19 protein-coding genes are annotated in these 26,230 nt (G+C 60.8%); 6 read left to right on the top strand and 13 right to left on the bottom strand.

Features of this window, described 5'->3' with window-relative positions:
* Positions 1 to 4 precede the first annotated feature (4 nt).
* Positions 5 to 916, bottom strand: a complete 912-nt coding sequence (gene speB / locus ACZ5B4_RS05765) for an agmatinase (protein WP_464913479.1) — start codon at positions 914 to 916, stop codon at positions 5 to 7.
* Between the two features lie 599 nt (positions 917 to 1,515).
* Here speB and ACZ5B4_RS05770 point away from each other — a divergent pair.
* The gene (locus tag ACZ5B4_RS05770; protein ID WP_464913480.1) at positions 1,516 to 2,550 is read left to right on the top strand and encodes a DUF1559 domain-containing protein; all 1,035 of its coding nucleotides are present in this window, start codon (positions 1,516 to 1,518) and stop codon (positions 2,548 to 2,550) included.
* 115 nt (positions 2,551 to 2,665) lie between these two features.
* Here the strand turns inward: ACZ5B4_RS05770 and ACZ5B4_RS05775 are convergent, their stop codons facing one another.
* The 5 genes from ACZ5B4_RS05775 to ACZ5B4_RS05795 form a co-directional block, all read right to left on the bottom strand.
* Positions 2,666 to 3,049, bottom strand: a complete 384-nt coding sequence (locus tag ACZ5B4_RS05775) for a cupin domain-containing protein (protein ID WP_464913481.1) — start codon at positions 3,047 to 3,049, stop codon at positions 2,666 to 2,668.
* Positions 3,050 to 3,312: 263 nt separating this feature from the next.
* A complete protein-coding gene (locus ACZ5B4_RS05780; RefSeq protein WP_464913482.1) occupies positions 3,313 to 4,479 on the bottom strand; it encodes an HD domain-containing phosphohydrolase in 1,167 nt (388 codons plus the stop codon).
* The gene (locus ACZ5B4_RS05785; protein ID WP_464913483.1) at positions 4,476 to 5,774 is read right to left on the bottom strand and encodes an HDOD domain-containing protein; all 1,299 of its coding nucleotides are present in this window, start codon (positions 5,772 to 5,774) and stop codon (positions 4,476 to 4,478) included. Before ACZ5B4_RS05785 ends, ACZ5B4_RS05780 begins: the two co-directional genes overlap by 4 nt.
* 50 nt (positions 5,775 to 5,824) lie before the next feature.
* Positions 5,825 to 7,270 carry a two-component system sensor histidine kinase NtrB gene (locus tag ACZ5B4_RS05790; RefSeq protein ID WP_464913484.1) on the bottom strand — a complete coding sequence of 482 codons (1,446 nt, stop codon included), beginning with the start codon at positions 7,268 to 7,270 and terminating at the stop codon, positions 5,825 to 5,827.
* 123 nt (positions 7,271 to 7,393) lie between these two features.
* Positions 7,394 to 8,257: an HDOD domain-containing protein gene (locus ACZ5B4_RS05795; RefSeq protein WP_464913485.1), complete on the bottom strand. Its 864-nt coding sequence runs from the start codon at positions 8,255 to 8,257 to the stop codon at positions 7,394 to 7,396.
* 562 nt (positions 8,258 to 8,819) lie between these two features.
* On the opposite strand from ACZ5B4_RS05795, the gene ACZ5B4_RS05800 reads away from it, so the two are divergent.
* The 3 genes from ACZ5B4_RS05800 (at position 8,820) to ACZ5B4_RS05810 (ending at position 11,979) form a co-directional block, all read left to right on the top strand.
* A complete protein-coding gene (locus ACZ5B4_RS05800) occupies positions 8,820 to 10,178 on the top strand; it encodes a hypothetical protein (protein WP_464913486.1) in 1,359 nt (452 codons plus the stop codon).
* Positions 10,179 to 10,340: 162 nt separating this feature from the next.
* Complete coding sequence (locus ACZ5B4_RS05805) at positions 10,341 to 11,084, top strand: rhomboid family intramembrane serine protease (protein ID WP_464913487.1); 744 nt, start codon at positions 10,341 to 10,343, stop codon at positions 11,082 to 11,084.
* A gap of 52 nt (positions 11,085 to 11,136) precedes the next feature.
* On the top strand, positions 11,137 to 11,979 hold the full coding sequence (locus ACZ5B4_RS05810; protein ID WP_464913488.1) for an SDH family Clp fold serine proteinase: 843 nt from the start codon (positions 11,137 to 11,139) through the stop codon (positions 11,977 to 11,979).
* 5 nt (positions 11,980 to 11,984) lie between these two features.
* Here ACZ5B4_RS05810 and ACZ5B4_RS05815 read toward each other — a convergent pair whose 3' ends face one another.
* The 5 genes from ACZ5B4_RS05815 to ACZ5B4_RS05835 all read right to left on the bottom strand — a co-directional run bounded on the left by ACZ5B4_RS05815 (position 11,985) and on the right by ACZ5B4_RS05835 (position 19,955).
* Complete coding sequence (locus ACZ5B4_RS05815) at positions 11,985 to 13,157, bottom strand: tetratricopeptide repeat protein (protein ID WP_464913489.1); 1,173 nt, start codon at positions 13,155 to 13,157, stop codon at positions 11,985 to 11,987.
* Positions 13,158 to 13,318: 161 nt separating this feature from the next.
* Positions 13,319 to 15,577, bottom strand: a complete 2,259-nt coding sequence (locus tag ACZ5B4_RS05820; protein WP_464913490.1) for a hypothetical protein — start codon at positions 15,575 to 15,577, stop codon at positions 13,319 to 13,321.
* Between the two features lie 88 nt (positions 15,578 to 15,665).
* Complete coding sequence (locus tag ACZ5B4_RS05825; RefSeq protein WP_464913491.1) at positions 15,666 to 17,852, bottom strand: BatA domain-containing protein; 2,187 nt, start codon at positions 17,850 to 17,852, stop codon at positions 15,666 to 15,668.
* A gap of 19 nt (positions 17,853 to 17,871) precedes the next feature.
* A complete protein-coding gene (locus ACZ5B4_RS05830; protein ID WP_464913492.1) occupies positions 17,872 to 18,768 on the bottom strand; it encodes a DUF58 domain-containing protein in 897 nt (298 codons plus the stop codon).
* Positions 18,769 to 18,998: 230 nt separating this feature from the next.
* Positions 18,999 to 19,955: an AAA family ATPase gene (locus tag ACZ5B4_RS05835; RefSeq protein ID WP_464914000.1), complete on the bottom strand. Its 957-nt coding sequence runs from the start codon at positions 19,953 to 19,955 to the stop codon at positions 18,999 to 19,001.
* A gap of 467 nt (positions 19,956 to 20,422) precedes the next feature.
* Here ACZ5B4_RS05835 and ACZ5B4_RS05840 point away from each other — a divergent pair, with 467 nt between their 5' ends.
* Positions 20,423 to 22,903, top strand: a complete 2,481-nt coding sequence (locus tag ACZ5B4_RS05840; protein WP_464913493.1) for a DUF4159 domain-containing protein — start codon at positions 20,423 to 20,425, stop codon at positions 22,901 to 22,903.
* Between the two features lie 153 nt (positions 22,904 to 23,056).
* Here ACZ5B4_RS05840 and ACZ5B4_RS05845 read toward each other — a convergent pair whose 3' ends face one another.
* Both ACZ5B4_RS05845 and ACZ5B4_RS05850 read right to left on the bottom strand, forming a co-directional pair.
* Positions 23,057 to 23,395, bottom strand: coding sequence for an SHOCT-like domain-containing protein (locus ACZ5B4_RS05845; RefSeq protein WP_464913494.1), 339 nt, complete (start codon positions 23,393 to 23,395; stop codon positions 23,057 to 23,059).
* 100 nt (positions 23,396 to 23,495) lie between these two features.
* Positions 23,496 to 24,500, bottom strand: coding sequence for an SMP-30/gluconolactonase/LRE family protein (locus ACZ5B4_RS05850; RefSeq protein WP_464913495.1), 1,005 nt, complete (start codon positions 24,498 to 24,500; stop codon positions 23,496 to 23,498).
* A 640-nt stretch (positions 24,501 to 25,140) separates the two neighbouring features.
* Here ACZ5B4_RS05850 and ACZ5B4_RS05855 point away from each other — a divergent pair.
* Positions 25,141 to 26,226, top strand: a complete 1,086-nt coding sequence (locus ACZ5B4_RS05855) for an IS630 family transposase (protein WP_464913496.1) — start codon at positions 25,141 to 25,143, stop codon at positions 26,224 to 26,226.
* Positions 26,227 to 26,230 lie beyond the last annotated feature (4 nt).

The following is a 26,230-nucleotide window of genomic DNA, read 5'->3' on the forward strand; positions in this document are numbered from 1 at the left end:
TTGCCTAGGTCGGGCCTAAAAGAATAGCCGCAGCCGCCTCATAAACGAGTTTGGCGGCCATGAAGTCCGGAGCATGCAATCCTGGGATCGGAGCCAACTCGACCACGTCCAACACCGGCACGGCGGCGGCATGTCGGGTGATGGTGTCGAGAATTGCCATGAAATCCTGCCAGAGCAGGCCGCCCGGCTCCGGTGTCCCGACCGACGGCATAATCGAAGGGTCGAACCCGTCGAGGTCGATCGTCCAATAAACGTATTTATTCCGCACGAAGTCTGCCAACTGGGTCAGGTATTCGCCACGCCAAACGTCTTCCGCGAAAACCGTGGTGATCCGCGGTCGGCTGGACAAAAACTCCGCCTCTTCCCGGGACAAATTGCGGATCCCGATTTGGAAGAGAGGAGCATGCTCGACGATCCTTCTGCCCGCGCACGCGTGATTGAACCGCGATTCTTCATACTCGTCGCGAAGATCGGCGTGAGCATCGATTTGCACAGCGACCCAGGGTTTGTCCTTCCAAAGCTTTGACAAAGCACGGGCGATCCCCGCCGATAGGGAGTGCTCACCTCCCAACACGATCAACAAATCGGGTTGGGGGGAGTCCGTAAAAACCTCCTCGATCGTTTCCGTTACCCGGTTCATCATTTCATCCGGGGACTGGGAGCAAATAGCGAGCTGGGGAAGTGTGGCGATTCCCAGTTCACCCGCCGGCTCGAGTTTACGTCGACGATCGTAAAGCTCAACTTGCAAGGAGGCCGAAAGGATGGCGTCGGGACCGAATCGCGTACCGGCACCATACGTCGTCGTCGCCTCGTAAGGTATGGGCAGCACCCAAACCCGGGAGCTTTCTGGCTCACAGGCCTCTTTGGGCAAACCAAGGAAATTGCGCGGAATACCGGAGAACTTGCTTGGGATCATGAACTGCTCTTGGTCTGGTATCACAAATCAGTCGAAGGGTTCGGCCTAACGAGCGATGACGTGAATTCTATTCCGGCAGGAGTCCCCGGACAAAAAGAGGACCCTCCATCATAAATGTCCTATGAGGTTTCTTGAACGGGGTGGGGACAATCACTGAAATGACCAGAACGGGACGCACGCTCGGCCGTCGCAATTCGGTGAGGAGATTCCGCCCACCCACGCCGTTAATCACGGATCGCCCGCCGCCGACGAAGGTGCTCCACGAATTTCAGCCCGACCCCCGCTGATGGGTTTGAACGTTCGTCGGCCCTATCGGGTTCCGCCTGGTTCGCACTTGCCCACGTTCCAATCGCACTGTCGCTTTGATTGACACACAGAATCACTTGATCGACAACGTATGGACTAAGTCGTGTGGGATCGGACGGCAGTGAAAATGAATTCGAAGCCGCTAGATCGGCTCAACAATCGGCCGGCAAGCCCTGGCACGGCCATAGGCAGGGCGAAAGTCTGTTCCACGGCATCGTGTTTGCAGACCGCACTGCTGTGGATGGAAACCGGAACCTCGCGCGATAATTCTGGATGCGGTGGAGATCACATTCATGCCTCAAAATGACCTACGTGCGTCGAACGGTCGTCCGGCAATCAGGCCGGCCTTCACCCTGATTGAGCTTCTCGTCGTCATCGCGATCATCGGCATTCTGATCGCGTTGCTCCTGCCGGCCGTGCAGGCCGCACGGGAGGCGGCGCGCCGTGTCGAGTGTCTAAATCATCTCAAACAGCTTGGTTTGGCCACACAGAATTATGCTGATACCTGGCGATGCTTTCCAAGCAGTTCCATGATCGACCTCGCCGTGCAAACGACCGGCAACAACGTATCCTGGGGCGTACACGGCCGACTATTGCCGTATTTAGAACAGCAGTCGGTGGCCGATCGCGTGGACCTGTCCGCGGCATGGGATATCCAGCCCGTCATCGACGCCATTCGCATTCCCGTCTTCGCTTGCCCCAGCGACCCCAAGAGCGACGAGGTTCGCGAGACCGGAGCCGGGAAGCCCCGCCTCTATCCCACCAATTACGGCTTCAATTTGGGGACGTATTTCGTTTATGATCCCCGCACGGGCCAAGGCGGGAGCGGGATCTCGTACCCCAATTCCGCGCTGACATGGAGTTCCGTCACGGATGGGACCGCCAACACGCTGCTGGCTGCGGAGGTCAAGGCTTGGCAACCCTATCGTCGCAACGGCGGCCCCCCCACTACAAGCATGCCCGAGTCTGCGGAGGAAGCCGCCGCCGTCACCGCCTCGGCCGCGGAGTTCAAGAATACCGGTCACACGGAATGGCCGGACGGGCGAGTACACCACACCGGCTTCACGACCTGTTTGGTTCCCAATAGCCGCGTACCGTGTTCTTGGGCCGGAGTAGAGTACGATTGCGACTACAATTCATGGCAAGAGGGCCGGAACGGCGCGGGCGGCTACCCGACTTACGCGATCGTAACGGCTCGCAGTTTCCATCCCGGCGGTATCAATGTCGCGCTTGTGGACGGCTCATGCCGCTTCATCCGTGAGACGATCACTGTGTCGGCCTGGCGGGCTTTGGGTACCCGGGACGGCGGAGAAACCGGGCAGCCTTGAGGTTGCCCATACCGGTGCTGCAATCCGCCGCGCGTAATGCCGAGAAAACTCATTTCCTGTTCAGTATCGGCGATCAATCCGCGCCGACAATGAGCTGCAAACGGCATTCTCTTGCTCAATCGCAAGAACAGGCCGCGATGCAACTGGCGGCGCCCCCCCGCATGGCGTTTGGGATTAGGCAAAGGAATTTCAGCGTCGATCGGTCGCCCGCGCGAAACTGGTGCATCGCGTTGGCCGGCACGTACACGACCATGCCGGGTCGCAGGGGCCTCCACTCTCCGTCTCGCATGACGAATCCTTCGCCTTCGAGAATGTAGACTTCGTGTTCATACGGGTGGGCATGGCGCGGCGTGTGGCCGCCCGCTTCGACCTCGAATTGCCGCATGGTGAAATTCGGGGCTCCGTCGTCAGGCCCGATCAGGACCCGCATCATGCACCCCGCCGCTCCCTCCATCACGACCTTTTGCGGTTCAATGGCTTCCGCCGCGACGATCTTCATAATTCCATCCTTCTTCACACCCGAGGAGCGGAGACGCCCCGCACCGAAATCATCAATCTCCCCGCGTAAGACCGATCGGCCGATTTGTTCTATTCTATCCCGGTCGGTAGGTGAAAGTTACGCGCCGCCTACGAAAAAGGGCGATTGCGGCGGCGGGCGGATCCCGCTCAACCGGAACTGAGGCCGGGCTAGAAGACGAGCAATCGGCGGCAGATGCACCGCCCGGCGCCCGCGCGTGCCGCTCCGCGAAAACGGTGCCGCAACTACGCCTGCGCTTCTTGCGGGACCTCGGACAGAGGCACGAACACGCGAATGGGACGGCTGATGCCGACATTGATCGCGTAATTTCGCAGGCGCAGGCGAATCGGCGCGGTCACCGGCTGGCCCTTGCTGCAAAGCAACGTTCCATTCACGGAGTAGATATTGTCCGCGATAATCCATTCATCGACGAGATCGGAGATTCGCACTTCTCGGACCACGTACGCCTCTTGAAGATCGAGAATGCGACGCAACGCGGCAACGACTTTGGGATCGTACCAACCGCGCCGATCGGCGATTTCCGCCAGGGCGAAGTCGGGGCTGAGGCCGGCCTGGATAAGGTCGTCCCAGTCAAAGGCCAGCTTCAGAATGCGGCTTCCCAGGGGAATGTCCTCCCCGGACGTCCAATCCGGCGGATAGCCTTGCCCATTGAACAATTTTCCCTGGTAGGCCACGATCTCCGCCACCGGCTCCAATCGCGGAATCTTGGACACGAGTTCTCGGGCGACGCGCGGATGGGACTCCAACACGTCTTTCTCGCTTTCCTTGAGCGGCCGACCTTGAATCGCTTTCTGGATGATTTCTTGCGGGACGGCGAGCAGTCCGATGGGGGCCAACATGGCCGCCACCTCGATCGGCCAACCGGGCGTCACGGCCAGAGCCTCGCACAGTTTTCGGACCAATTCCCGGGCCCTGGTCGCTCGTCCGAATGCTTCGGGAGCCGCCAAGGCCAAGATCTCCGCCAGAACCTTAATCGATCCCGCCAAGGTCTTGGAAAGCAGCTCGCGTTCCGCGGTCACAAGCCGATATTGTTCCAGCCCCGCTTCGATCATCCGCGCGAAGACCTCGGGAGGGCAGGGTTTGGTGATGAAGCGAAAGATGTGCCCCTCGTTCACGGCATCGATCGCGGTCTGCTGGTCCGCATTTCCCGTCAACATCATGCGAACCGTATCGGGAGCCGTCTCGCGAACCCGACGAAGCAGCTCCACTCCGTCCATTCCCGGCATCCGCATATCCGAAACGACTACCGCATAAGGCCCTCGTGCAGCCAGGATGCGAAGCGCCTCCTCGCCGCTCGCCGCGGTTTCGAGTTCGAACTTATTCCGAAGCGTCCGTGAATACGCGCGGAGAATATTCGGATCGTCGTCCACACACAGTACCCGGCGACTCATGACTGTAGCTCCCCGCTGTAAACCCCTCCGACCGGAATCGCCGCTGAGACCGGCGCGAGAACCTCCCCGGCGTAACTTAGGAGATGGGGGGCGATTTCCAATCCATCCACCACGCAGCGCGCGATCTCGCGCCAGCGATCGAGCTGAGGGATCGCCCCGACGTCTTCCAGGTAGGGCAAGTCCAAGGCGTAATTCGGTTGCAGCAATTCCGACGCCGCTTCTTCGACGAAGAAACAGGCCGCGTGCACCGCCGTCAGAGCGGAGAAAGCACGCTCCTTGGTCCGATGTGGCCAGGGTGAGTTACGAACGATGTCCACCAATTGCGAGGGCACGCCCCATAGGCCGAGCAGATAGGCTCCCACGTCGGCTCGGTGAACGCCGAAGAATCGCATCTCCAAATCCATCTTGGACGTTCGCCGGCTGACGCCCAACCTCCAGATCTGGAAATACTTGGCGGGATCGATCACGGCCAGCACGGCGACTCCGATTCTGGCTAGCCGTCCGCCGATTTCCGCCAGGCGTCGAATCGATTCGTCGGCGTTTTGCTCTGCGGCAATACGTCGCGCGGTTTCCGCCGTGGCCTGCGATATTTTTTGGAAGAGACTTGCCGCCGCTTCCAAGGGCGGGCCGGCGGGCAACGTGGGAAAGATCCGCTTGTCCAAAACGAGGCTTCGGAGTGCGTCGGCTCCCATCACAGAAACGACTTCGGCAGGCCGAATCACCTCCTGTTGGCTGCCAAGAAACCCGGAGCTGATCAACTGAAGGCATTTACTGAACAGGCCCAGGTCCTGGTTGACGATCTCGATCAAGTCCGTCTCCGAGGGAGTTGGCTCAGCAAGAACCTCGGCAAGGGCTCCCAGGTGGTTTGCGGAGATCGGCAAGGCCTCCAGTTGTGTTACGGCCGTGCGAATCTGGGGAGACGCAAGCTGTTCCTGCACCTCGAATATCCGGGCGACGGTATTTCGTAGCGATTCGGCGCTGCAAGGCTTGGAGAGGAACTGAGGAGCCAGTCCGGCCGCGTCCAGCACGGCGGCCCGATCGCATTGCCCGGAAAGAATCAATCTCACGGTGCCCGGATGACGCTTCCGAACTTCTCCTAGAAACTCGGCCCCATTCATTCCCGGCATGCGCATATCGGAGACGACGATGTCGGGTTGGAGGGCGTCCATGGCTTCGAGGGCGGCAGGTCCCGAATTGAAGAACGCCATGTCCCATTCGTCGCGCATGGCGCGCAGCATGCGCCGCAGTCCGTCCACGACCCTTTGTTCATCATCCACAAAAAAGATTCGCTTCACGACGCCCGTCTCCTCGCCGGCGGCCTTCGGGCAACCCCGGCTTCGCCGCACTACGACGCGTTGGCCATGCTTTCCTCGGACGAGTCTCGGCACGGGATGCGTACGATGAATTCGCTTCCCCGGCCGACTTCGCTTTCGACATGGATCGTTCCGCCATGCTTTTGCACGACGACCGCGTGAACGATCGCCAGCCCCTGGCCGGTGCCTTTTCCCACGGGCTTGGTCGTAAAGAACGGATCGAAGATCCGGGAACGGATGGCTTCGGGAATTCCCGTACCCGTGTCGGCGACGCGCAGCTCGAACCACTCCCCGCATCGGCGAGTGGAAATGGCGATCGTCCCTCGGCTTTCCGAGTTGGGACCCACTTTCTCGGCAATGGCGTGGGCGGCGTTCACGATCAAATTGAGGATGACCTGATTCATGTCATCCGGAAAGCACGTCACCTTGGGCGCCGACGCGTCCAAATCCAAAACCACGTCGGCTACGTATTTCCACTCGTTACGCGCCACGGTCACGGCGTTTTGCACCGCGCGGTTCAAATCGACGGCCTGCTTGGCGGCTCCTCCCGGGTGGGCGAATTCCTTCATCGCGAGAACGATGTGCGCCACGCGCTTCACGCCGTCCAAGGTCTCTTGCAGAGCCTTGGGAATCTCCTGGAATAGGTATTCCAGATCCGCCGCTCGAATCCTTTGAATCAAGGCGGCGATCAGATCCTCCCGGCATTTTCCGCTTTCTGCCGCGGATTGCAGCTCCAAACATGCTTGGACGATGCCTTCCATGTCACGAACGGCATCCAGGACGAAACTCGTGTTATCGCCGATGTACTGAACCGGCGTATTGATTTCATGCGCGATCCCGGCGGCAAGCTGCCCGATCGATTCCATTTTCTGAGCCTGGCGGACTTTCGCCTCCAACATCTTGCGTTCGGAGACGTCGCGAAAGCTGCCGAAATAGAGCGACTCCTCGTCCACAAGGACGCGGCTCACGGCCATTTCCGCCGGCAACATCCGCCCGTCGGCGTTGCGTATGACGACTTCGACCGGGGAATGATTCGAAACCATGCGTTCCAAGAGTTTGAGGATGTCGGAGTGCGAGGCGCCGACTTCGTACTCGATGACCTCATCCAGAGATTTGCCCGCCAACTCCTGTTCCGAGCGTCCGAACATGCGTTCCGCCGCATCGTTGGCCGAGCGTATCACCGCGTCATTGTCGAGAGTCACGATCGCGTCGGCCGCTTGACGCAACAGGGCGTGAATCTGTCGAAAGTGTTCGTCGCGTTCCGCCAAGCGGGCCTCGCGCTCCGCGATCGCAGTCGCCACGGCCTCAGCATGGGAGGCCTTCAACGCGGCGAGTTCATTCAACAATTGCAGAACGCGAACTTCGGCCAAATAACCCGCCTCTTCGGTCGTCGCTTGAGGGCCGCCGCCGAGCGTCGCGCCTTCGGGCGGAGCGACACAGGCATCCAACACCTCGGCCCATTCCGCTTCGTCAATCATGATCGTTTCTCCCGACGATCGGAGCAGCCGCCGTCAGCCGGCCCGGCGATTCGAAGGCGACGTCATTCATGCGGTTCGCGTGGCTATGTCCCGTCGAGCCGCCGTTTGCGCTGAGCGACGATATTACAACTCGAACAGCGCGCGGTTGTCCTCGATCTCGCCGTCGAGATCCTGAGCGAGCACGACCACGTCACTCTTCGTCAATTCCAAACCTTGGATGGCCCAAAGCGGGATCTGCACCAAGTTGCGTCCCACCGAACTGATCCCGCGGAGGGAACAGATCAAATTGGCGACGGCCACACAGCGGATAATATGTACCTCCTCGCCGCGATACATCGCCCCATGGTGATGCTGGGCAATTGCCGCGCGGACGTTTTCGGGAAAGTTCCACAACCGCGCGAGCTCCGCCCCCAACTGGCAATGGTCGAATCCCAAAACGTTTCGTTCCAATTCGGTGAGCGCCCGGCCTTGGTCCAGCCGTCCGATGATCTCGCGAAACCGCTGGTGGCTGTATTGATCGATGAGGATGATCCCGATGTCGTGCAGCAATCCGGCCAAGAAGGCATCTTCGAAGTTGGACAGCCGCCGTCGTTTGGCGATGAGGCGAGAGCAAACTCCGACCGCCACCAAGTGCTTCCAGAGGCCGGTCCGGCGGTAAGGTTCGATACCGAGGTCCGTGCGAAACATTTCCGATACGCTGGCGGTCAAAGCGAGATTGCGAATCTGCTTCAAGCCGAGATATGCGATGGCTTGCTGCAGATTCGTGATCTTGGTCCGCACCGCGTAGGCCGACGAGTTGACGCAACGCAATACCCTCGCGCTCAGCGCGGCGTCCGTCTCCATGACCTCCTTAAGATCGGCTGCACCGGAATTCGGATCATTCGCCACCTGGAGAACCTTGAGCGCGATCGCGGGAATCGTGGAAATATCTCGCACGCGACGCACAAGGACATCCAGTGGGCTTTCGGACGCAGTTGCCGGTGCCATGAGACTCTGCCTCCTTCCGTTTGTATAGGGTGGGTCGGGGAGAATTCTTCTGCCCTACGAATTCTTCCCAGACTTATCCGACACCCCAAGACAACTATACTTTGCAGGGACGGCGAACGGACGGAGCGATTGCCCGGCCGCACGGGACGGGGGCTCACTGAGGAATGCCTTTTCCCGGGAAATTGCCGACCTCAACGGTCGTGACGAAAAAGCGTCGTGCACAGATCTTCGCAAGATTGCGGCTCAAGCGGTCTTTCCGAGGGATTCGAGCATCAAGCGTTTGCGTAGGGCCGGGCATCCGGTAAGCTGGAGTCAGCATATACGCGAGAGACGCCCCCTCATAACGGCAACCGCTTGCACCGGGGAACAAGATATGTCGGCTCACCAAGAGCGAAATACGGCAAGATCGACGCGGTCCCGAGGGATATTCTTCTCGCCCATTTTGGTCATGTCGTTGGTCTTCGTTGCGGGCGCGTTCAGTGGGACGAACCACCAGGAAGCCGATCCATCATCCTCAGACATCAGCCGGGACCGGTCGGACACAACGCCCTCGATCGCCGCCATGCGAGATTATCTGGCGGCGTTCGGAATCGGCGAAAGCAGTTTGGCCCAAGCCCAAGACGGCCGACCGGTAGGGCTGGAGGACGAAGAGCTGCTCGTGCGATTGCTGGACCGCGTTTCGGCGCTCCAACCCACGGAAATCGCGGATTGGGCGGAGACGCCTCCGGATTGGCGAGCTTTTTGGGGGCAACCCGCCACCTTGCGAGGAAGGCTTTTCGCGATCGAAGGCCGAGTCCGGGACGTACAGCCTGTCGATTCGACGCCCGAACTCGGCGCGAGGTCCGGAATCAAGCGTTACTACGTTTGTACGGTGACGGATGAGCAGGGCATGGCGTACGCAGTTTATGCGCGCCGCATTCCCGCTGCGTGGGTGCCGGGCATCCCAGCGGGAGATCAAGTCCGGATAAGCGGCATCTTTATGAAATGGTCGGGCGACTCGCCTGATTCACCCCGACCCGTTCTCGTCACGGACCGCCCGGCGTGGTTTCCCGACAATCTTCTCGGGCGACTGGGCATGGATTGCGCGCTGCTGGACGACGTACCGATCGGCGGAAAGGCACAGACCGGAGCCGACGCCGAAGAGCCGACCGGCCTGGAGCGTTTCTTTCTTACAGGCAGAGACCGCGAGGCGTTCTACCAGATGCTGGCGGCGGCGGGACGTGCTAGACCGGGGGAGCTTTACCAGCATGCCCGCCGAGAATCGGAAGCGTCCGGAACTCCGGTATCCCCCGTTGTCAAGCTGTTCAACGAACCGGCATCTCAGTTGGGACGTCTGGTCTTGCTTTATGGAACGGCGCGGCGAATCGAGAAGATCGAGGTGCATGACGCCGACATCCGACGCCGTTTCGGCATCACGCACTACTATTCCATCTATCTGTTCACGCAGGATTCGCAAAATAACCCCTTGGTTTGCTGCGTTCGAGAGCTGCCGCCGGGCATACCGTTGGGGGAAGGACCGCGGTATGCTGCCGACGTGGCCGTGGCGGCTTTCTTCTACAAGACGTGGGGATATCGCCCGGAGCGCCCCGCCGGGGACACGGGATCGCAAACCGCGTGGCAGTTGGCGCCGCTGTTGGTCGGCCGAGAAGCCTTGCCGCTGGCGGAATCCGGCAGCCAAAACACGGGGTCGTTGACGGGCATGGTAATCACGGGCCTCTTGTTCATGATTGTGCTGGTGTGGTTGTGGGTTTGGATCGTAGGCCGCCGGGATCGGGCAGCCCTTTCCGCACTGCGCCGCCGCATCGGCGAGACGCCCGTAACCGGGTTACCCTCCGACCAAGAGGCATCCCACCTAATGAGCCGTGACACGGACACCGACGGCGAGTTGCCGGAGCGTCCGCCGGATGATAGCATTACTTGAAAGCCGGAGCGGGGGCGTGTGCTGCTGCTCGCCTTAACGATCGGACGGTAACATCAAAAGAGCGACGCCGTGGAATCCACGACGGTTTTTCGTAACAAGCGATTCGCCATTCCCAAATCTTTCCACACCTGCCGAAGCGGGGCGGAATCGCGAGGTTGATCTATGATTCCGGTGATGGATAGTATTCCCAGCCGAAATACACCCATCGCGATGTATGGCATTATTCTGGTCAATGCTCTGGTATTCTTTTTGGAGATTCAACTGCCCTCCGGCAGCCGTGATCAATTGTTCTATGTTTTGGGGCTCGTGCCCGCCCGGTATACCCACCCGGCCTGGGCCCAATTCGTGGGCTTTGCCGCCGACGATTACTGGCCCTTTTTGACCAGCATGTTCCTACACGGCGGCTGGCTGCACATTATTGGGAATATGTGGATGCTGTATATCTTCGGCGACAACGTCGAGGATCGCATGGGGCCGGTCGGTTTTCTTGTGTTCTATTTACTGTGCGGGATCGCGGCCGGCGTCGTACACACTTGGACCAACCCGACCTCCACGATACCGACCGTGGGAGCCTCCGGTGCGGTGGCCGGCGTGATGGGGGCGTATTTCGTTCTATTTCCCCGATCGCAAGTCGTCACCTTGATCCCGGTCTTCTTTTACCCACTTTTTGTTACCTTTCCCGCCTTTCTGTTCATTGGAATGTGGGCCTTCATCCAGTTCTTTAACGGCACCCTCAGTATCTGGACCTTGGATCCCAATGTTGGCGGAATAGCGTGGTGGGCGCACGTCGGCGGATTCGCGGCGGGGGTGATCCTGTGCGCGTTCTTCGTGCAGCCCGCAAAGACCTGCCGCCGATGCGCCAAAGATGAGGTCTTCTGGGAGCTGCCGTGGGTTCAAGACCGGTGAGGAGTCAGAACGCCGACGCGTCGGAAGCACGAAACCGTCGTGGGAGTCATAAATGATGAATGTGATGGATTTCTTCTGGATTTTCCTGATGATTTCGGCTTTGCAACCCATTTTGAGCCGCAAGCTGCTGGAGGCCGCTCGACAGCGGATGATCGCCAAGATAGAAAGGAAACGCAATTCGCGCGTGATCGTCTTGATTCATCGCCAAGAAACGATGAGTCTGCTCGGCTTTCCCTTGGTCCGATTCATCGACATCAACGATTCGGAGGAGGTCATTCGAGCGATTCATTTGACGGACCCCGCGGTGCCGGTCGATCTGGTTCTCCATACCCCGGGAGGATTGGTTCTGGCCTCGCTTCAGATCGCTCGGGCGATTCATCAGCGTCCAGGAAAGGTGACGGTGTTTGTACCGCATTACGCGATGTCGGGCGGAACGTTGATCGCCTTGGCCGCCGACGAAATCGTGATGTGCCCGCACGCCGTGTTGGGACCGGTGGATCCTCAACTCGGGAGTCGTCCGGCCGCTTCCGTTCTCCGCGTGCTAAGCCGCAAGCAACCCGCCGATATGGACGACGAAACGTTAATTCTGGCGGACATTGCGGAAAAGGCGGTCGGGCAGGTGCGTCAGGCCGTTCAAGAACTTCTCTCCGACAAAATGCCGCCGGACAAAGCCGCACAAGTTGCGCGCTTGCTATCGGAGGGGACCTGGACGCACGACTACCCGCTCACGGCGGATAAGGCGATCGAGATCGGCCTGCCGGTTTGCACGGACATGCCGGACGAGGTCGTTCAACTGCTTCAGCTCTATCCGCAAAATCGCCCCGGTGGAAGCGTGGAATACATTCCGACGCCATATCGGCAGCATCCGGCGCAGAAAGGGTCGATTGGGATGTGACCTACTCAGGCCTTCGGAAGTTCAGTTGGAGGAGGCTCCGTCACGCCGGATTGATGATCCCATCCTGTCTCTTCCACCCAAGGACTGTGGGGCGCCAGCCGCACGAATTCTCGCCGGTGGCGGTCGGCCTCCTCCAGCCGTCCCATTTCCCTTAGCAATTTGGCCAGCAAGTAATGAGCGTCGGGATAATCGGGGACCAGCGTCAACGCTCCGCGCAAAGCGGCCTCGGCCAAATCGAGATCGCCGGATTCCGCCAAGACCGCGCCCAGGTTCACGCGGGCCTCGACGAAATCGTCATCCAACTCGACCGCCGTCCAAAATCTTTCGCGGGCGGCTGCCAGATCACCCAATCGATAAAGCACGTCTCCCAGTTGAAAGCAAAGGTCCGGGGATAGCCCGCCGGCGGCAATAGCGGCGCGGTAGTGCGCCGCGGCATCCGCCAGACGCCCCTCTTCATCACATGCCTCGGCAAGTGTCGCAAGCGTCATCGCGTCGGACGGCATAGCCTCCCCGCCGGCATCCCCGCGCCGCGAGGGAAGTTCCATGACGGTCGGATCGGCGCCCGGCTCTTGGAGGGGGCCTTCGGGATCGGCTTCGAAGTCGAAGTGCAATTGCCCCACCGGATCGACCAAGCCGTGCTCGCGTCGCAGCAAGATGCGTCGGCCGTCGGCCACCAGCGTCATGCGGCTGAGACGACGTTCCACCGCGGGAAGGTACGGCAGCAATTTCCGCACGCGCTGGGTGATCGCGTCGAGGGAAAACCCTGCTTCGCGAAGTAACACCAGACTTCGCGCCGCGGCGGCTTCTGAGAAATCGAAATAGGGTAAGCGATGAACAACCTCCGCGGCCTTGAGCAAGCCTTGCCGATACCATCTCCTGACAAAAGAGGTCGGCACGCCGATCAGATCGGCCAACATCGCGGGCGTGAACCGGCGGCGGATATCGCCGTCTGCCTCGAGCATGCCCAACGCCTGCCATAGCTCCGTCTCGGTCAGAATCTTCGGTCCCGTTTGGAGGACGGAAGCGGGCACGCTCGAGAAATGTCGCTGGAGATCCGGCGAATCCGTCCAGGAAAAGTCCCATTCGCCCAACACCAAGACTTGCACGGAAGGATCGTTCGGTTCGACGACCGAGACGTCGTGTCGGCGAAGAAGCTCCGCGGCGGCCGCATGGGACATGGCTGCCAAACGACCGATGATCGCGATCCGAGAATTCGCAAGGTGAGGGGAAGCCCCGCTCACCTTCCGAGCGGCTTCGGCGCCGCAAGTGTGCCTCCGTCCGCTTCCGGCCATATCGCGTCCTACCGTTCAGTCGCCCGGCCCATTTTCCTCGCCGCCGCCTACACCAGTCCCCACCGCTTGCGAAGATACCACTCCGAGGCGGCCAACAAGGTGAAGATGACGAGAACGGGCCAGGTATCCCAAAGAGTGCGGCGCGTCACGATGGGGACCTCCAGTTCTTTCGTCTGGGCCGTCAGTCGGTCGAGCAGTTCCGGAAGTTGCTCCGGAGGAAGCAGCTCTCCGCCCGTGGTGGCCGCCAAGGAAGCCAACATCGAGGGATCGGCGGCGGGTTGATCCATTTCCAAGTCTCGCGTGACGACTAGGAACCGGGTTTCCCGCGTGCCCAAATCCCGGCCCGCGATGGTAGCCCGTACCGTGAGCAGGTAATCACCGGCTTGATCCGTCCTGCGGAATCGCGCCGTCGCTCGCCCCTCGCCGTTGGTGAAGGCCACATTTTCCGTCCGACCGTCGGGGAGGTGAATCGTGCCCTCCAGGACGGCGTCCGGGATAGGTTCACCGGCCTCGTCGTTCGCGCCCGCCTCGAACTCGAAAGTCTCTCCCAAAAGAATCCGCCGCTGCGCGGGACGAATCCAAACGTTGGGGCGACGCGATTCATCTTTGCCGGCCAGCCAAAGCACGAGCTGCCGCCAAAATCGCTTGTGAACGTTTTCTTCGCCGCGCATCCACCAACGCCAGGTGGAGTCGGCGGCAAAGGCCGCTACTCGCCCGTTGCCGTAGAACTGCACTACGAGGATCGGATTCTTCTGGGAATCCTCGGCCAAAACCAGGGCACCGGGTTTTACCCCGGACAATCGGTTGGCACCGTCGAGCGGCGGTAGTGACGCCCATAGCCGCCGGGATTCCTCCGGCGCGGCGGAAAGAGCCAAGGCGAAATGTTGCAGTCCGATGTCCGTGGGGATCAATTGCAACGGGCCCGGAATATGCAGATCGGCTCGGAGGGGCGTCCCCGGCTCTTGTCGCTCCAGCCGATTCAAGCGGACGGGCAAAACCTCGGCCAAGGGCGTTTCGGCGTAGCCGCCCGCCCCAAAACTCTGAAAACCGCCCAGCATCAACAGCCCCGTCCCTTGCGAGACCGTTTCGGCCAAGTCTGCGAGCCATTCCGGCCGAAAACAGGTGGAGTCGACGTCACCGATCATGTAAACGTCGTACTTGCCCGGACGAAATCGATCCGCCAGGTCGCTCGGATCGCCGCTCGCGGGCGCGGCGGAGAGTCTCAAGAAGTCCGCTTGAATATCCGGTGAGGAATCCAGGGAACGACGCAAGAATCGTTGCTCCACACGGAGAGAGCCTTCCAGGTAGAGGACGCGAATGCCGCCCTCCATGACGTTTACCACGGTACTTTGCTCGTTATTGAGAACACTGGTTTCACCCGGCTGCGGCGCGACGGTAACCGCGATCTTGTGTTCTCCGGCCGTCTCCGGCACGTAGCGGAACCGCACGGGGATTCTCTCCTCGGGCGCGGTGATTCGGACTTCCTGGGATGCCACGACCTCCATTTTGCCCGGCTCGGTTTCGTACAGAAGTTGCGCGACGACCACTTGGCCCGCATAACCCACGGCGCGCATGCGAACGGTTACCGGCAGCTCGTTTTTGACGAAAACACGGTCCGGACAAGCCAGATCGTCGAGTGCCAAGTCACGGGCTTCCGCGGCGCCGCGAGCCTTGCCGAAGCGAAAAGCGAAGATGCGTTGATCGAGGCTCTTCATTCGCATGCCGGCCGGCTGCGGCAGCGCATCCCGGGGATAGAGGGCTCGCTGCGCACCGTCGCTGAAAAGCAACACAGCCATCACGCGCTTGCCCGCCTCCATTCGCAACACGTCCTCCAGGGCGGCGCCGATCGCGGTCTGCGATCCCTCGGGTCGAGCGGGCAACTCGGGCATTCCGTCGCGGAGGGGCAAAGGAGCGGTTTCGGCATCGAACGCGTAAGCCCGAATCTCGACTTCGTCGGCCAATTTCTTCCATCGCGGCCCGGCTTGGGACACGGCGCGAGCCATCGCCTCGTACCGAGTATCGCCGTTCAGTTCATCCGGTACCGACATGCTTCGCGAACGATCGAACAGCGCAACCACGGTCGCCGTTTGTTTCGTCGTGGTTACGTAAACAAGGGTCGGCCGCAGGAGGATCAACAGCAAGACAAGCAACATGCCGCAGCGAATCGCCGTGAGGACGCCGCGTTGTCTGCTCGCAATCGGGGCGGCCACAGGAAGGCGATACCATAGCAAGAGCAGCACGGCCGCGGCGCCGATCGCGACGAGGAAACTGTCGGCAATGGGATTGAGGGTCAATTGCGGCGTCACGCAGGAAGCCTCTTCACCTTCGGCAATTGCGATCCGCGTCCCATCGCGATCCGTGGCATCGGCCGTTTCCAGAACAGGTCTTTGCCGCTCATTTCCGTTCCGCGTAAAAACGATTCGCCAGCACTTGCTCGGCCGCAAAAATCATCACGAAAAGGAAGGCAAGATAGGGCACCAGATCGAATCCGCTTCGCCCGGCGGAAACCTCTCGCGTCAATTGCTGCCGTGTGCGAGCCAACCGGGTGCCGGCCGCCCCAAACCATTCGCGGAAGCGTTCCTCCGGCAGCCGGGTGAGGTCCGCCTCTCGGGCCGCAAAATTCACGCTAAACCCCCAATCATAGGCCGATTCACCGATCCCCGCACGGAGCCGATAGTTACCGACGCGATCCGTACTCGGCACCAGGACGCGGCCTGTGGCGGGGTCGGATTGAAGCCTCACGGGCCGTTCCGGCGAAACACCGGCGGCGAAGATGTCGGCCGGACGCTCCAGAAGGAACGTCGCGGCGCTATCGCGGCCGCTCGCCGGGGCCTCCACGATCTCGTAGGGCAGATAGTTGAGGCGAATGTCCGCGGCTCCCGACAGATACATTCCTAATTGATTCGCGAGAATGACGAACGGCCAGGCTTGGCCTACCGGCAAGAGATTCCAAGGGGCTTCGTCCGGCAGGTCGGAGACCGGAGTCGTCGCGAGGAGCACCCTCCCTCGCCCCAAGGTCTTTTCCAGAATCGCCGGCCGTCCGTCACTGTATTCGGCCACGACATAGGCGGCTTGCGAGTCGATCTCCATAAGCCAATAGCGATACACCGGGAAAAGATCCCACGGTATTGATCCGGCCAGCGGACGAAACGGGCTGAGGACGTAATGGGAATAATCCCGCGGCGCTAAGTTTACGTCCCCGGCGGGTGCGCGAGCCTGAATGACGGGACGCCCCGGTAGGATACGACGGAGCGAGGCGGTGTTCCAAGCCTCAGCGGGCGACGCCCGTCTGCCCAGAAACAACGCCAGACCTTTGCCCGATCTTACGGCATCCTCAATTCTGTTCCAGATGGGCTCGGGTAACGGGGGCGGGTCTAATAAGACCATCGCCGCGTAGTTGGTGAAGTCCGTCGCGGCGAGCTCTTCGTAAGTGACAATAGTGCAATCGAACGTGGCCGTCCCGGCTCGGCGAAAAGCCTCGGGTGCCAGGGCCTGCGACAAATACAACGCGTGGCGATCCGGGGGCGGCGGCGCGGCAATGAGGATCGGCACGGCTCCCCGGACCTCCACCGTGAAATAGGCCCGATCGTTCGCCGGCAAAGGAGTCTCTTCCTCCATCGCGACAAAGCCTTGGTGAATGCCCGGTGAAAGATTGCCCAGTGAAAAGGGAAGCCTCGCGACGCCGTCGGTTTCCAGCTCGATTGTTCGCTGGCTCCGCTTGACGTACGAATCCGTCGCATCCGTCCTCGATTCGGCTGAACGCAGGAAGACCGCCACGGTTAGGGAGGTAGGTTTCCCGAAACGGCGGCATTCCACCTCTAATTCCACGGGGTTGCCTCCGGCGGTGACTTCCCGACTCAGCCGCAGGTCGCTGATCGCGGCGTCCTCCTGTTGAGGAACGCCTACGTCCACGAAGTAGACGCCCGTCCTGCTCTCGTCCTCCAGAACCCGCTTGGCCTGAGCTATTTGTTCCTCGGGCCAAGCCGTCGCGGCAAGGTCCGTGAAGACGTAAATTTCGCGACGCTCCAGGGGACTCGTTTTCAGCAATTCGTGAGCTTTCACGATGGTTTCCGGCAGCGAGGCGGGGCGAAGCGAGATCGGAAGCCGCCCGATTTGCTTCCGTGCGGCTGCGCGATCCACCGCGAATGCGGCGCTCGAGGTCCCGGAATCCACGACCCCGATTTCGCTGTCCGGAGGCAATTGCGTCAACAGCCACTCGGCGATTTCTTGTGCCGCCTCCAATCGCGTTTGATTGCGGTGCCGATATGTCATCCTGGGCGCCGTGTCGAACACCAGGGCCGCCGCGACCGGGGATTCCTCGCCGGCACTCGCCCCCTCCGGTCGCAAGCTGGGTCGAGCGAGCAACAAACAAAGAAAAAACAAAAGCGCCATCCGCAAGATCAGAAGAATCCAATGGCGGAGACGCAGTCGGCGACGCACCACCTGGAAGCGGCTGCGCACGAACCGCAGGGCCGGAAATGTCACGCGACGGCTTTGCCGGCGCATCACCAGGTGCAGGACCAAGGGGATGCCTACCAGAGCCGCGCCGAGCCAGAGAAACAACGGGGTGACAAACGCCATAGCATTCCGTGCGACCGGGTCAAAATCGAGCGCGACGCCGCAACAAGTATTCGGTCAAGGCTTTGTCGAAAGGCATGGAGGTATCGAGCGGTACGTAATCGATTCCCGCCCGAAGACATTCCCTGCGATACCTTTCGCGAAACTGCTCCAATTCACGCAGATACTCCGCCTGAACGCCCGTCGCATCGACCTCCAGCCGATCGAGCGTCTCGGGATCTTCCAATTCCACCATGCCGGTGAAGGGAAAGCGGACCTCGGCCTCATCCATAATATGGAACAGGATGACGTCGTGGCCGCGGTGCTTGAGGCGATAGAGTGCCTTGATGATCGGCTCTTCGTCCGCCAGGAGATCGGAAAAAATCATGATCAAAGACGCACGATGGAGCACGCCCGACATCCGATTTAGGCCGCCGACGATGTCCGTTTTGCCCGTCGGAGTGAGTTTCGCCAAGACGGACAGCACATTGCCAAGTTGCGATCTCCGGGATTGGGGAGCCAAGGTTCGCCGCACCACCTCGTCGAACACCCATAGTCCCACGGGGTCCTGCTGGCGAATCATAAGGTAACACAGGGCGGCCGCGAGGCAGACGGCATAATCGAACTTGGTCATATCACCGCGGTGGGTGTAGCCCATGGAGCGGCTGGCATCCATCGCCAAGAAGCCCGTGATATTGGTCTCCGCCTCGAATTTCTTGACGTAGTATTTGTCCGTCTTGGCGTACACCAACCAGTCGATATCAAGGGGATCGTCGCCCGGCACGTATTTTCGGTGCTCGCTGAATTCGACGGAGAAGCCTTGAAACGGACTGGCGTGCAGTCCTTGCAAGAAGCCCTTGACGATAAACTCGGCGCGGAGATCGAGCCGCTTGATTTGCCTGGCCACCTCCGGTTTCAGATACTTGACGACACTGGACATGGGGACTCCGCATCGGGCTTGACAATTCGGCCCGATCAACCCGGTCGGCCGGCTGAGCAAGTACGCCGGCAACCGCGACCGGCAGTCGTGACTTGGGAACCGAGGATAATCACGCCGTCCTCCGGGACGCGGCGTTGCAAGTCCTTCCTGCGGCCCGGAGCGGCAGACCCCGTCGTGTCCCAACAACTCCATCCAGGCATGGTGCGGCTCCGCTCGGCTCCTCAGAAAGGTCAGGATTCGAACTTGGGAACGCTGGGCGGGGGAATTTCCTTCACCAAACGCAGCACCAAATCGTCCGCCGTCATTCCCTCCGCTTGCGCCTGGAAATTCGTGCTGATGCGATGCCGCAAGACGGGTACGGCCAGCTTTTGAACATCCTCGATGGCGACGGTGAAGCGTCCGTCCATGGCCGCCAAAGCCTTACCGCCCTGGATGAGGAACTGCCCGGCACGCGGCCCGGCCCCCCAATCCACCATCTCACGCACGAACTGCGGAGCGGCCGGATCGTTCGGACGCGTCGCCCGCACCAAACGGGCGACATATTGAATGATGTACGGGCTGACCGCCACGGAATTGACCAGCTTTTGCAGGCTCACGATTGCCTTGCCGTTCAAAATCTTGCGCACTTCCGTCTTTTCGCTCCGCGTGGTCGTGGCCAGAATCTTCTCTTCCTCCTCCAACGACGGATAGTCCACCTTGATATTGAACATGAAGCGGTCGAGTTGGGCTTCCGGCAGCGGATAAGTGCCCTCCTGTTCGATGGGGTTCTGCGTGGCGATCGTGAAGAACGGCTCGGGAAGCGGATACGTTTGTTGCCCGACCGTCACTTCACGCTCCTGCATGGCCTGGAGCAGCGCGGCCTGGGTCTTGGGCGGCGTCCGGTTGATCTCATCAGCGAGAAGAATGTTGGTGAAAATGGGGCCTTCCATGAACCGGAAATACCGCTTGCCTTTGTCATCCTCCTCCAAGACGTTCGTACCCGTAATGTCCGAGGGCATGAGGTCGGGCGTAAACTGGATTCGTTTGAACTGGACTTCCAGAATCCGAGCCAAGGTACTGACCATCAAGGTCTTGGCCAACCCCGGCACTCCCACCAATAAACAGTGCCCGCGCGTGAAGATCGCCGCCAGGATTTGCTCCAAGACTTCGGTTTGCCCGACGATGACCTTTTGCAACTCCTCCTGCATCAGCTTTCGGTGATAGCTGAACTCCTGGAGGACGTCTCCCAGACTTCGTGGTTTTGTGGACAATCCGGCACCTCATTCTCAGGCAATCAGTCCTCTTTCGGCGACAGGAATGTCGCATATCCATGGCCGTCGAGCCATTGGTCTGCCGCATACCCGGTAACGCGCGAACCGATCGCGATTCGCAGCGTCGCAACCGGGACTTCGCGGCACAAAGCCTGAACGGGACTTTTCGCGGCAAGCATCCTGCCCTATCGTAATTTGAGAGGCAACGGCTGTTGGACGCAAGACCGACGTGTTGCCTTTGATGATGCGACCTCGATATCCGCCGCCGCAACGATCGATCGGGTTTCGGCGGGGCCGCACCCGAATCGGAGATGCCAATCCTCGCCTAAATCTCGCCGCAAATTGGAACGCGTGGGTGAAATGTAGCGACGGCGAGCAAGATTACGGAAGGGTGTACCTTGCGAATGATTTCCGTCGTACTTCAGCGGGATCGGAGGTCGATCAGGTTTGGGGCACCCTGGATCGGAACGTCCAACACGTCTCGACGCTTGGCGGCGGCCGCGGCGTTTCTCTGCTTTCTGCTCGTGGCGATGCTGGGAGGAGAAGCCGACGGGCAATCCTCCGAAAAGCTCGCCCCGGCGCTGCAACAGGCGATCGACCGCGGTGTCGAATACCTCAAGCGGCAGCAGAAGGCGGACGGCGCTTGGGCTGATTCGCCGCCGCATACGGGCGGGGTTAGCGGGCTTTGCGCGCTCGCCTTGCTTACGGCCGGCGTTTCTCCCGAGGACCCCGTTATCCAAAAGGCGCTGCGGCGGTTTCGCCAGTTCGAACCGAACAAGATCAATTCCACGTACGCCGTCTCCCTGCAAACCATGGTCTTTTGCCGCGCGGAGCCGAATCGCGACGCCGCTCTGATTCGACGCAACGTGCAGTGGCTGGAAAGCGTGCAGGTCAAAGACGGGATGGATCGCGGCGGTTGGTCTTACCCGGGTTTCGGCCTACGGGCGGACAACTCCAACAGTCAGTTCGCCTTGTTGGCCCTGTACGAAGCGGAGCGGGTCGGAATCCGCGCCTCCGATGAAGTCTGGGAAAACGCCCGCGATTATTGGGAAGGCGCCCAAAATCCCGACGGGTCATGGGGATATCGCAAAGGCCTGGAGGGTACCGGGAGCATGACCTGTGCCGGCGTCAGCGCCTTGGTGATTACGTACGCCATGGTTCAAAGTCCCAACGCCGCCGTTGTCGGCGACCGCGTGGAATGTTGTCAACCGACGCGTGACGAAAACGACCGTATCCGCCGCGGATTGGATTGGTTGGCACGGAACTTCTCCGTGCGGCAGAACCCTCGCTCGGGTGACACGTGGCTGTTGTATTACCTCTACGGGTTGGAACGGGTAGGGCGGCTAACCTCGCAGCGGTTCATCGGATCCCACGATTGGTATCGAGAGGGTTCCGCATTCCTATTGGAGCTGAAGACGCGACGGGCGGGCGGCGATGAGGCGAGCCGTTTGGCTGCCGACTACTGGATCGGTCCCGGGCAATCCGGAACCGGGGAGGATGATCCCGCGGTTGCGACCGCCTTTGCGCTCCTTTTCCTCGCCAAAGGCCGGCGACCCATCCTGGCAGCCAAGCTCCAATGGGGAGATGAAGCCGCATGGAATTCCCATCGTAACGACATCGGTAACCTGACGGAGCACGTCGAGAAGGCCTGGAAAATGGATTTGGGTTGGCAAGTCGTCAACTTGTCGGAAGCCTCGGTCGACGACCTTCGCCAGTCTCCCGTGCTGTATCTCGGCGGTAGCCGAAGTCCTTTGCCACCGGATCCCGCCGCCCGGCAGACGCTGGCCGCGAAGCTTCGGGATTACCTGGACCGCGGCGGCTTCATCGTGGCCGAGGCCGTTTGCGCACAAGGGGATTTCGATCAGGGATTCCGCCGACTGATGGAATTGGCCTTCCCCGAGCCGGAGTACCGACTTCGTCTTTTGCCGCCGGAGCATCCCATTTGGAGGGCCGAGACGGCCATTCCCCCGGAGCAAGTGCGTCCGCTTTTGGGCCTCGATTTCGGTTGCCGGACGAGCGTCGTTTACTCCCCTCCGCCCGAAAACGGGCAAGCATCGCTCTCATGCCTCTGGGAACTCTCACGGGCAGGTCGCGATCTTCGTTTCGCTGCGGCCGTGCAATCCCGGATCGACGCGGCCCTGGCACTGGGCACGAATATCATGGCCTACGCCACCAATCGTCAATTGAGCTTCAAATATGACTTTTTCGATCAAACCGCGGAGACTCGGCCGCAGGAGGCCGGACGTCGCAATCGATTGGCCGTGGCCGTATTGCAACACCCGGGCGGCTGCACCGTGGCGCCGCGGGCCGTGATTCATCTGCTAGAGGCCGCGCAAAAGGAGTTGGGGCTACGCGTGGACTTGGTCAAGTATGACATTCCGATAACGGACGACTCGCTCTTCGATTTTCACTTGGCCTTCATGCACGGCCGGAACGCCTTCAGACTGACGGACGAAGAGCGCCGGCGTTTGAGGCTGTACGTGGAACGAGGAGGAACGATCCTGGCGGATGCCGTGTGCGCCTCACGTGCCTTCGCCGACTCGTTCCGGCTGGAGATGCAAGCGATCCTGCCTGAGCGTCCCTTGGAACCGATTCCCGTCGATGATGACTTATTGCGTCCGGTCTACGGCGGGTTCGACCTTCAAACGGTGACTCGCCGCGATCCGCAGCCGACCGGCCCCCGGGAGGCGAACGCTGATACCTTGCGAAAAGTACCGCCGGAACTGGAAGGTGTTCGTGTCGATGGACGTTGGGCGATCGTCTTTTCGCCGTACGACTTGAGCTGCGCGTTGGAGAAACAGCAGACCATCGGCTGCCAGGGCTACATCCCTGAAGACGCAGCACGGATCGGCCTCAACGTGCTCCTGTATTCCTTGCAAGAATGACTCGGAAGCAGGAACGCCGCCGTAGCATCAAAGCAGCTCCCGCGGTCGTCCGTCGCGCCGATCCCGACACGTCCGCCCGCCAATTCTTCGCATGGCGAAGGGACGGAACCCATCCTCGGGCCGTGCCTCTCTGCCGGGCAAACGCCGCGACCGCTACATGGAGGCGGTGCCGGGTTCCGCCGGATCGGGCGCAGAGGCATATCCTGGGGACTCGCCGGACGGGCCGGCGGAAGCCCCCTTCCAACGCAGCGACGCGCGGTGCTGCTCAATAAAATCGCGGATCTTCGGCGCAAACTCCAAGAGCCGATGCCATTGATCAGCGTAAAGCGTTACCGGCATGCGTTGCAATCCGTAAACGCTGACCGCCCCTTTGGGACTGATCTTGCAGCTCAAGACGGCCTGTGACTCCGGCAAAGCCTTGAGTAGTTCATCCGCTTCCTCGGGAGTCAATTCTCCGGCGGCCACCTTGGCGAGAATCTCCTTTCGATCCATTCCAACGACTCCTTGCGTCTAGGGCCGAAAGCAAACGGAAAAACGATGCCACCGTACTCGATCAGCAACACGGTCCATGCGTGGTTGCAATCGATCTCGGTCAAAACCCCAAACCCTTGGTCTTGGTGCGAACTCGCAGGAGATACATGTCGGCGGTGATGTATAAAACGGATCCGTCGTCGCCGAACGCGCAATTGGCCGTGGGAACGGAAACGCGAATCCGCCCCAAAAAACGCCCGTCGGAACGAAAGACATTGACGCCGCCGGGGCCCGTCGCGAAAAGGTTGCCCATGGCGTCGACCTTCAATCCATCCGGCAAACCGGGCAGTTTGCCATCCTTCCAGACGGCGGCATCGAAGAAGATGTTTCCTTCTCCCAGCGTACCGTCGTCAAGGACGGGAAAAGTCATCCAAATCGGATTGGCGGGATCCGATTGAGCCACGTAGAGGGTCTTCTCATCCGGAGAAAAACCGATGCCGTTCGGCCGGGTCATTCGGTCCGTCAGCAGCGTCAGCCGGCCGTCCTTCGAAATGCGATAAACGCCGCAGAACCCCAAGGCGTCTTCGGCCTGCGCGGCTTCCGGCGTCATGCCGTAGGGCGGGTCGGTGAAGTAGATGTCGCCGTTCGAGCGAATCACCAAATCGTTGGGACTATTCAACGGTTTTCCTTGATACCGATCCGCCAACGTGCGAAAACAGCCTTCCGACCACACGGCGACCCGTCGGTCGCCGTGTTGGCACAGCACCAATCTCCCCTGCGCGTCCACGGCCAACCCGTTGGACCCCGACTCGCCCCCTCGCATTTTCGCACCGGTGTAACCCGAGGGCTTGAGAAACACGTCGATTCCCGAGCCCTCCCGCCACAGGAACACCGTATTCCGCGGCACGTCGGAAAACAGAAGGCAGTTGCCCGGTCGCCACCAAACCGGTCCTTCGGACCATTCAAACCCGTCAGCCAAGACTTCCACCTTGGCATCAGGGGGGATCAGTTCGTGGAACTGCGGATCGGCGGCTTCCAAGACAGCCGGCGGCTTTGCGTCGCCGGGGGCCTCCGCGGCGGATCGATCGGCCGAAATCGGCAGCCATGCCGTCAAGAGAGCGATCACGCCGGCAACGAGGATACGGTTTCGACGTGTTGGTAAGCAGCCCGCGTCAAGCATCCGTCGTCCGACGACCGGCCGGTTCCACATGCAGCGCGATTGCCGCGCGATGGACGGAAGGCTCCGATGCGGAGGAAGGCCGGAGTCGATCATAGCTTCCGCCTTTCTATCAAGATAAGGTTTCGACTAGAGAACTTCGAGGTAGAAGCCCGCCGCCGTGGCACGCCTTGCCGCCCGATGTGGAGCGACGAACGCCGACGTCCGGTCTGTTGCGCGGCACCACGTGTCACTTGCCTTGTTTGGCCGTTATCATAAGTCTCTTCGATGCCGCGGGCAATACGCACCCCGGTGAGTCGCCGGAGGCTCTTGCGGTGATGTTCTCGGGCGATGAAATGCTTTTCGAGGCGGACTCCGCAAAGAGCGATGGATCATCGCCCGGGTTCCGCCCTCTTCGCATAGGGGATGCGGTAGAGATGGACGGCCAAGGCATCAAAGTGGTCCGAGAACTTGCTTTCCCGAATCGGCACGCTGCGATCCTCATCAAGGACGAGGGCGTCATCCTCAGCGGCTAGTGTAGTGTCTTGTAATTGAGGGAACTTATCTATGGCCGCAGGCGTCTCACTCTTAGACCGAGGAGGATGACGCCATGCGAGTTGCGAAAGCCGTCGAGTTGAGTGACGCGGAACGAACGACGCTGACGAAATGGTCGCGGGGTCGGAGCACGCCGGCACGCGTGGTGTTGCGTGCCAAGATCGTCCTGGCCGCGGCGGCGGGCAAGCGTAACGACGAGATTGCCGCCGAACTCGGCTGCACGCGTCGCACGGTGGGAACGTGGCGGACCCGCTTCCTGGAGGCGGGCCTGGCGGGCCTCGACAAGGACAAGCCGCGCGGCGGTCGCAGACCGAAGGTCCGCGCCGCGAAGGAGGCGGAGATCCTCCGCAAGACGACGCAGGAGAAGCCCGCCAACGCCACGCACTGGTCGACCCGCTCGATGGCGAAGGCCGTGGGGGTGAGCAAGGCGACTGTGCATCGCATTTGGCGTGACCACGGCTTGAAGCCGCACTTGGTGAAGACCTTCAAGGTCTCCAACGATCCGCGGTTTGTCGAAAAGGTCGTGGACCTCGTAGGCCTGTACCTCAACCCGCCCGAACACGCCTTGGTGCTCTCCTGCGACGAGAAGAGCCAGATTCAGGCGCTCGATCGCACGCAGAAAAGTTTGCCGCTGTATCCCGGCCGGTTGGGTACGCTGACGCACGACTACAAACGCCACGGGACGACGACGCTGTTTGCGGCCATCGAGGTGGCTGAAGGCAAGGTCATCGCCGAGTGCATGCCGCGACATCGCCATCAGGAATGGTTGAAGTTTCTCAAGAAGATCGATGCGGAGACGCCGCCCGAACTCGACTTGCATTTGATCGTGGACAACTACGCCACGCACAAGCATCCGAAGGTGCAGCGGTGGCTGGCACGGCACCAACGCTTTCACATCCACTTCACGCCGACGAGTAGTTCCTGGCTGAATCTGGTCGAACGCTGGTTTCGCGACATCACGGATCGCCGCATTCGCCGCGGCGTCTTCAAGAGCGTTCGGCAGTTGGAACGGGCGATCTATGAATACATTGCCGATCACAATGCCAATCCCAAGGGCTTCACGTGGACGGCCAAGGCCGAGGCGATCCTCGCCAAAGTCCGTCGCGCCCGCGCCGCACTGGATAAGGCCCCATCTGAGTGAGACA

This window comes from Thermogutta hypogea (assembly GCF_055386265.1).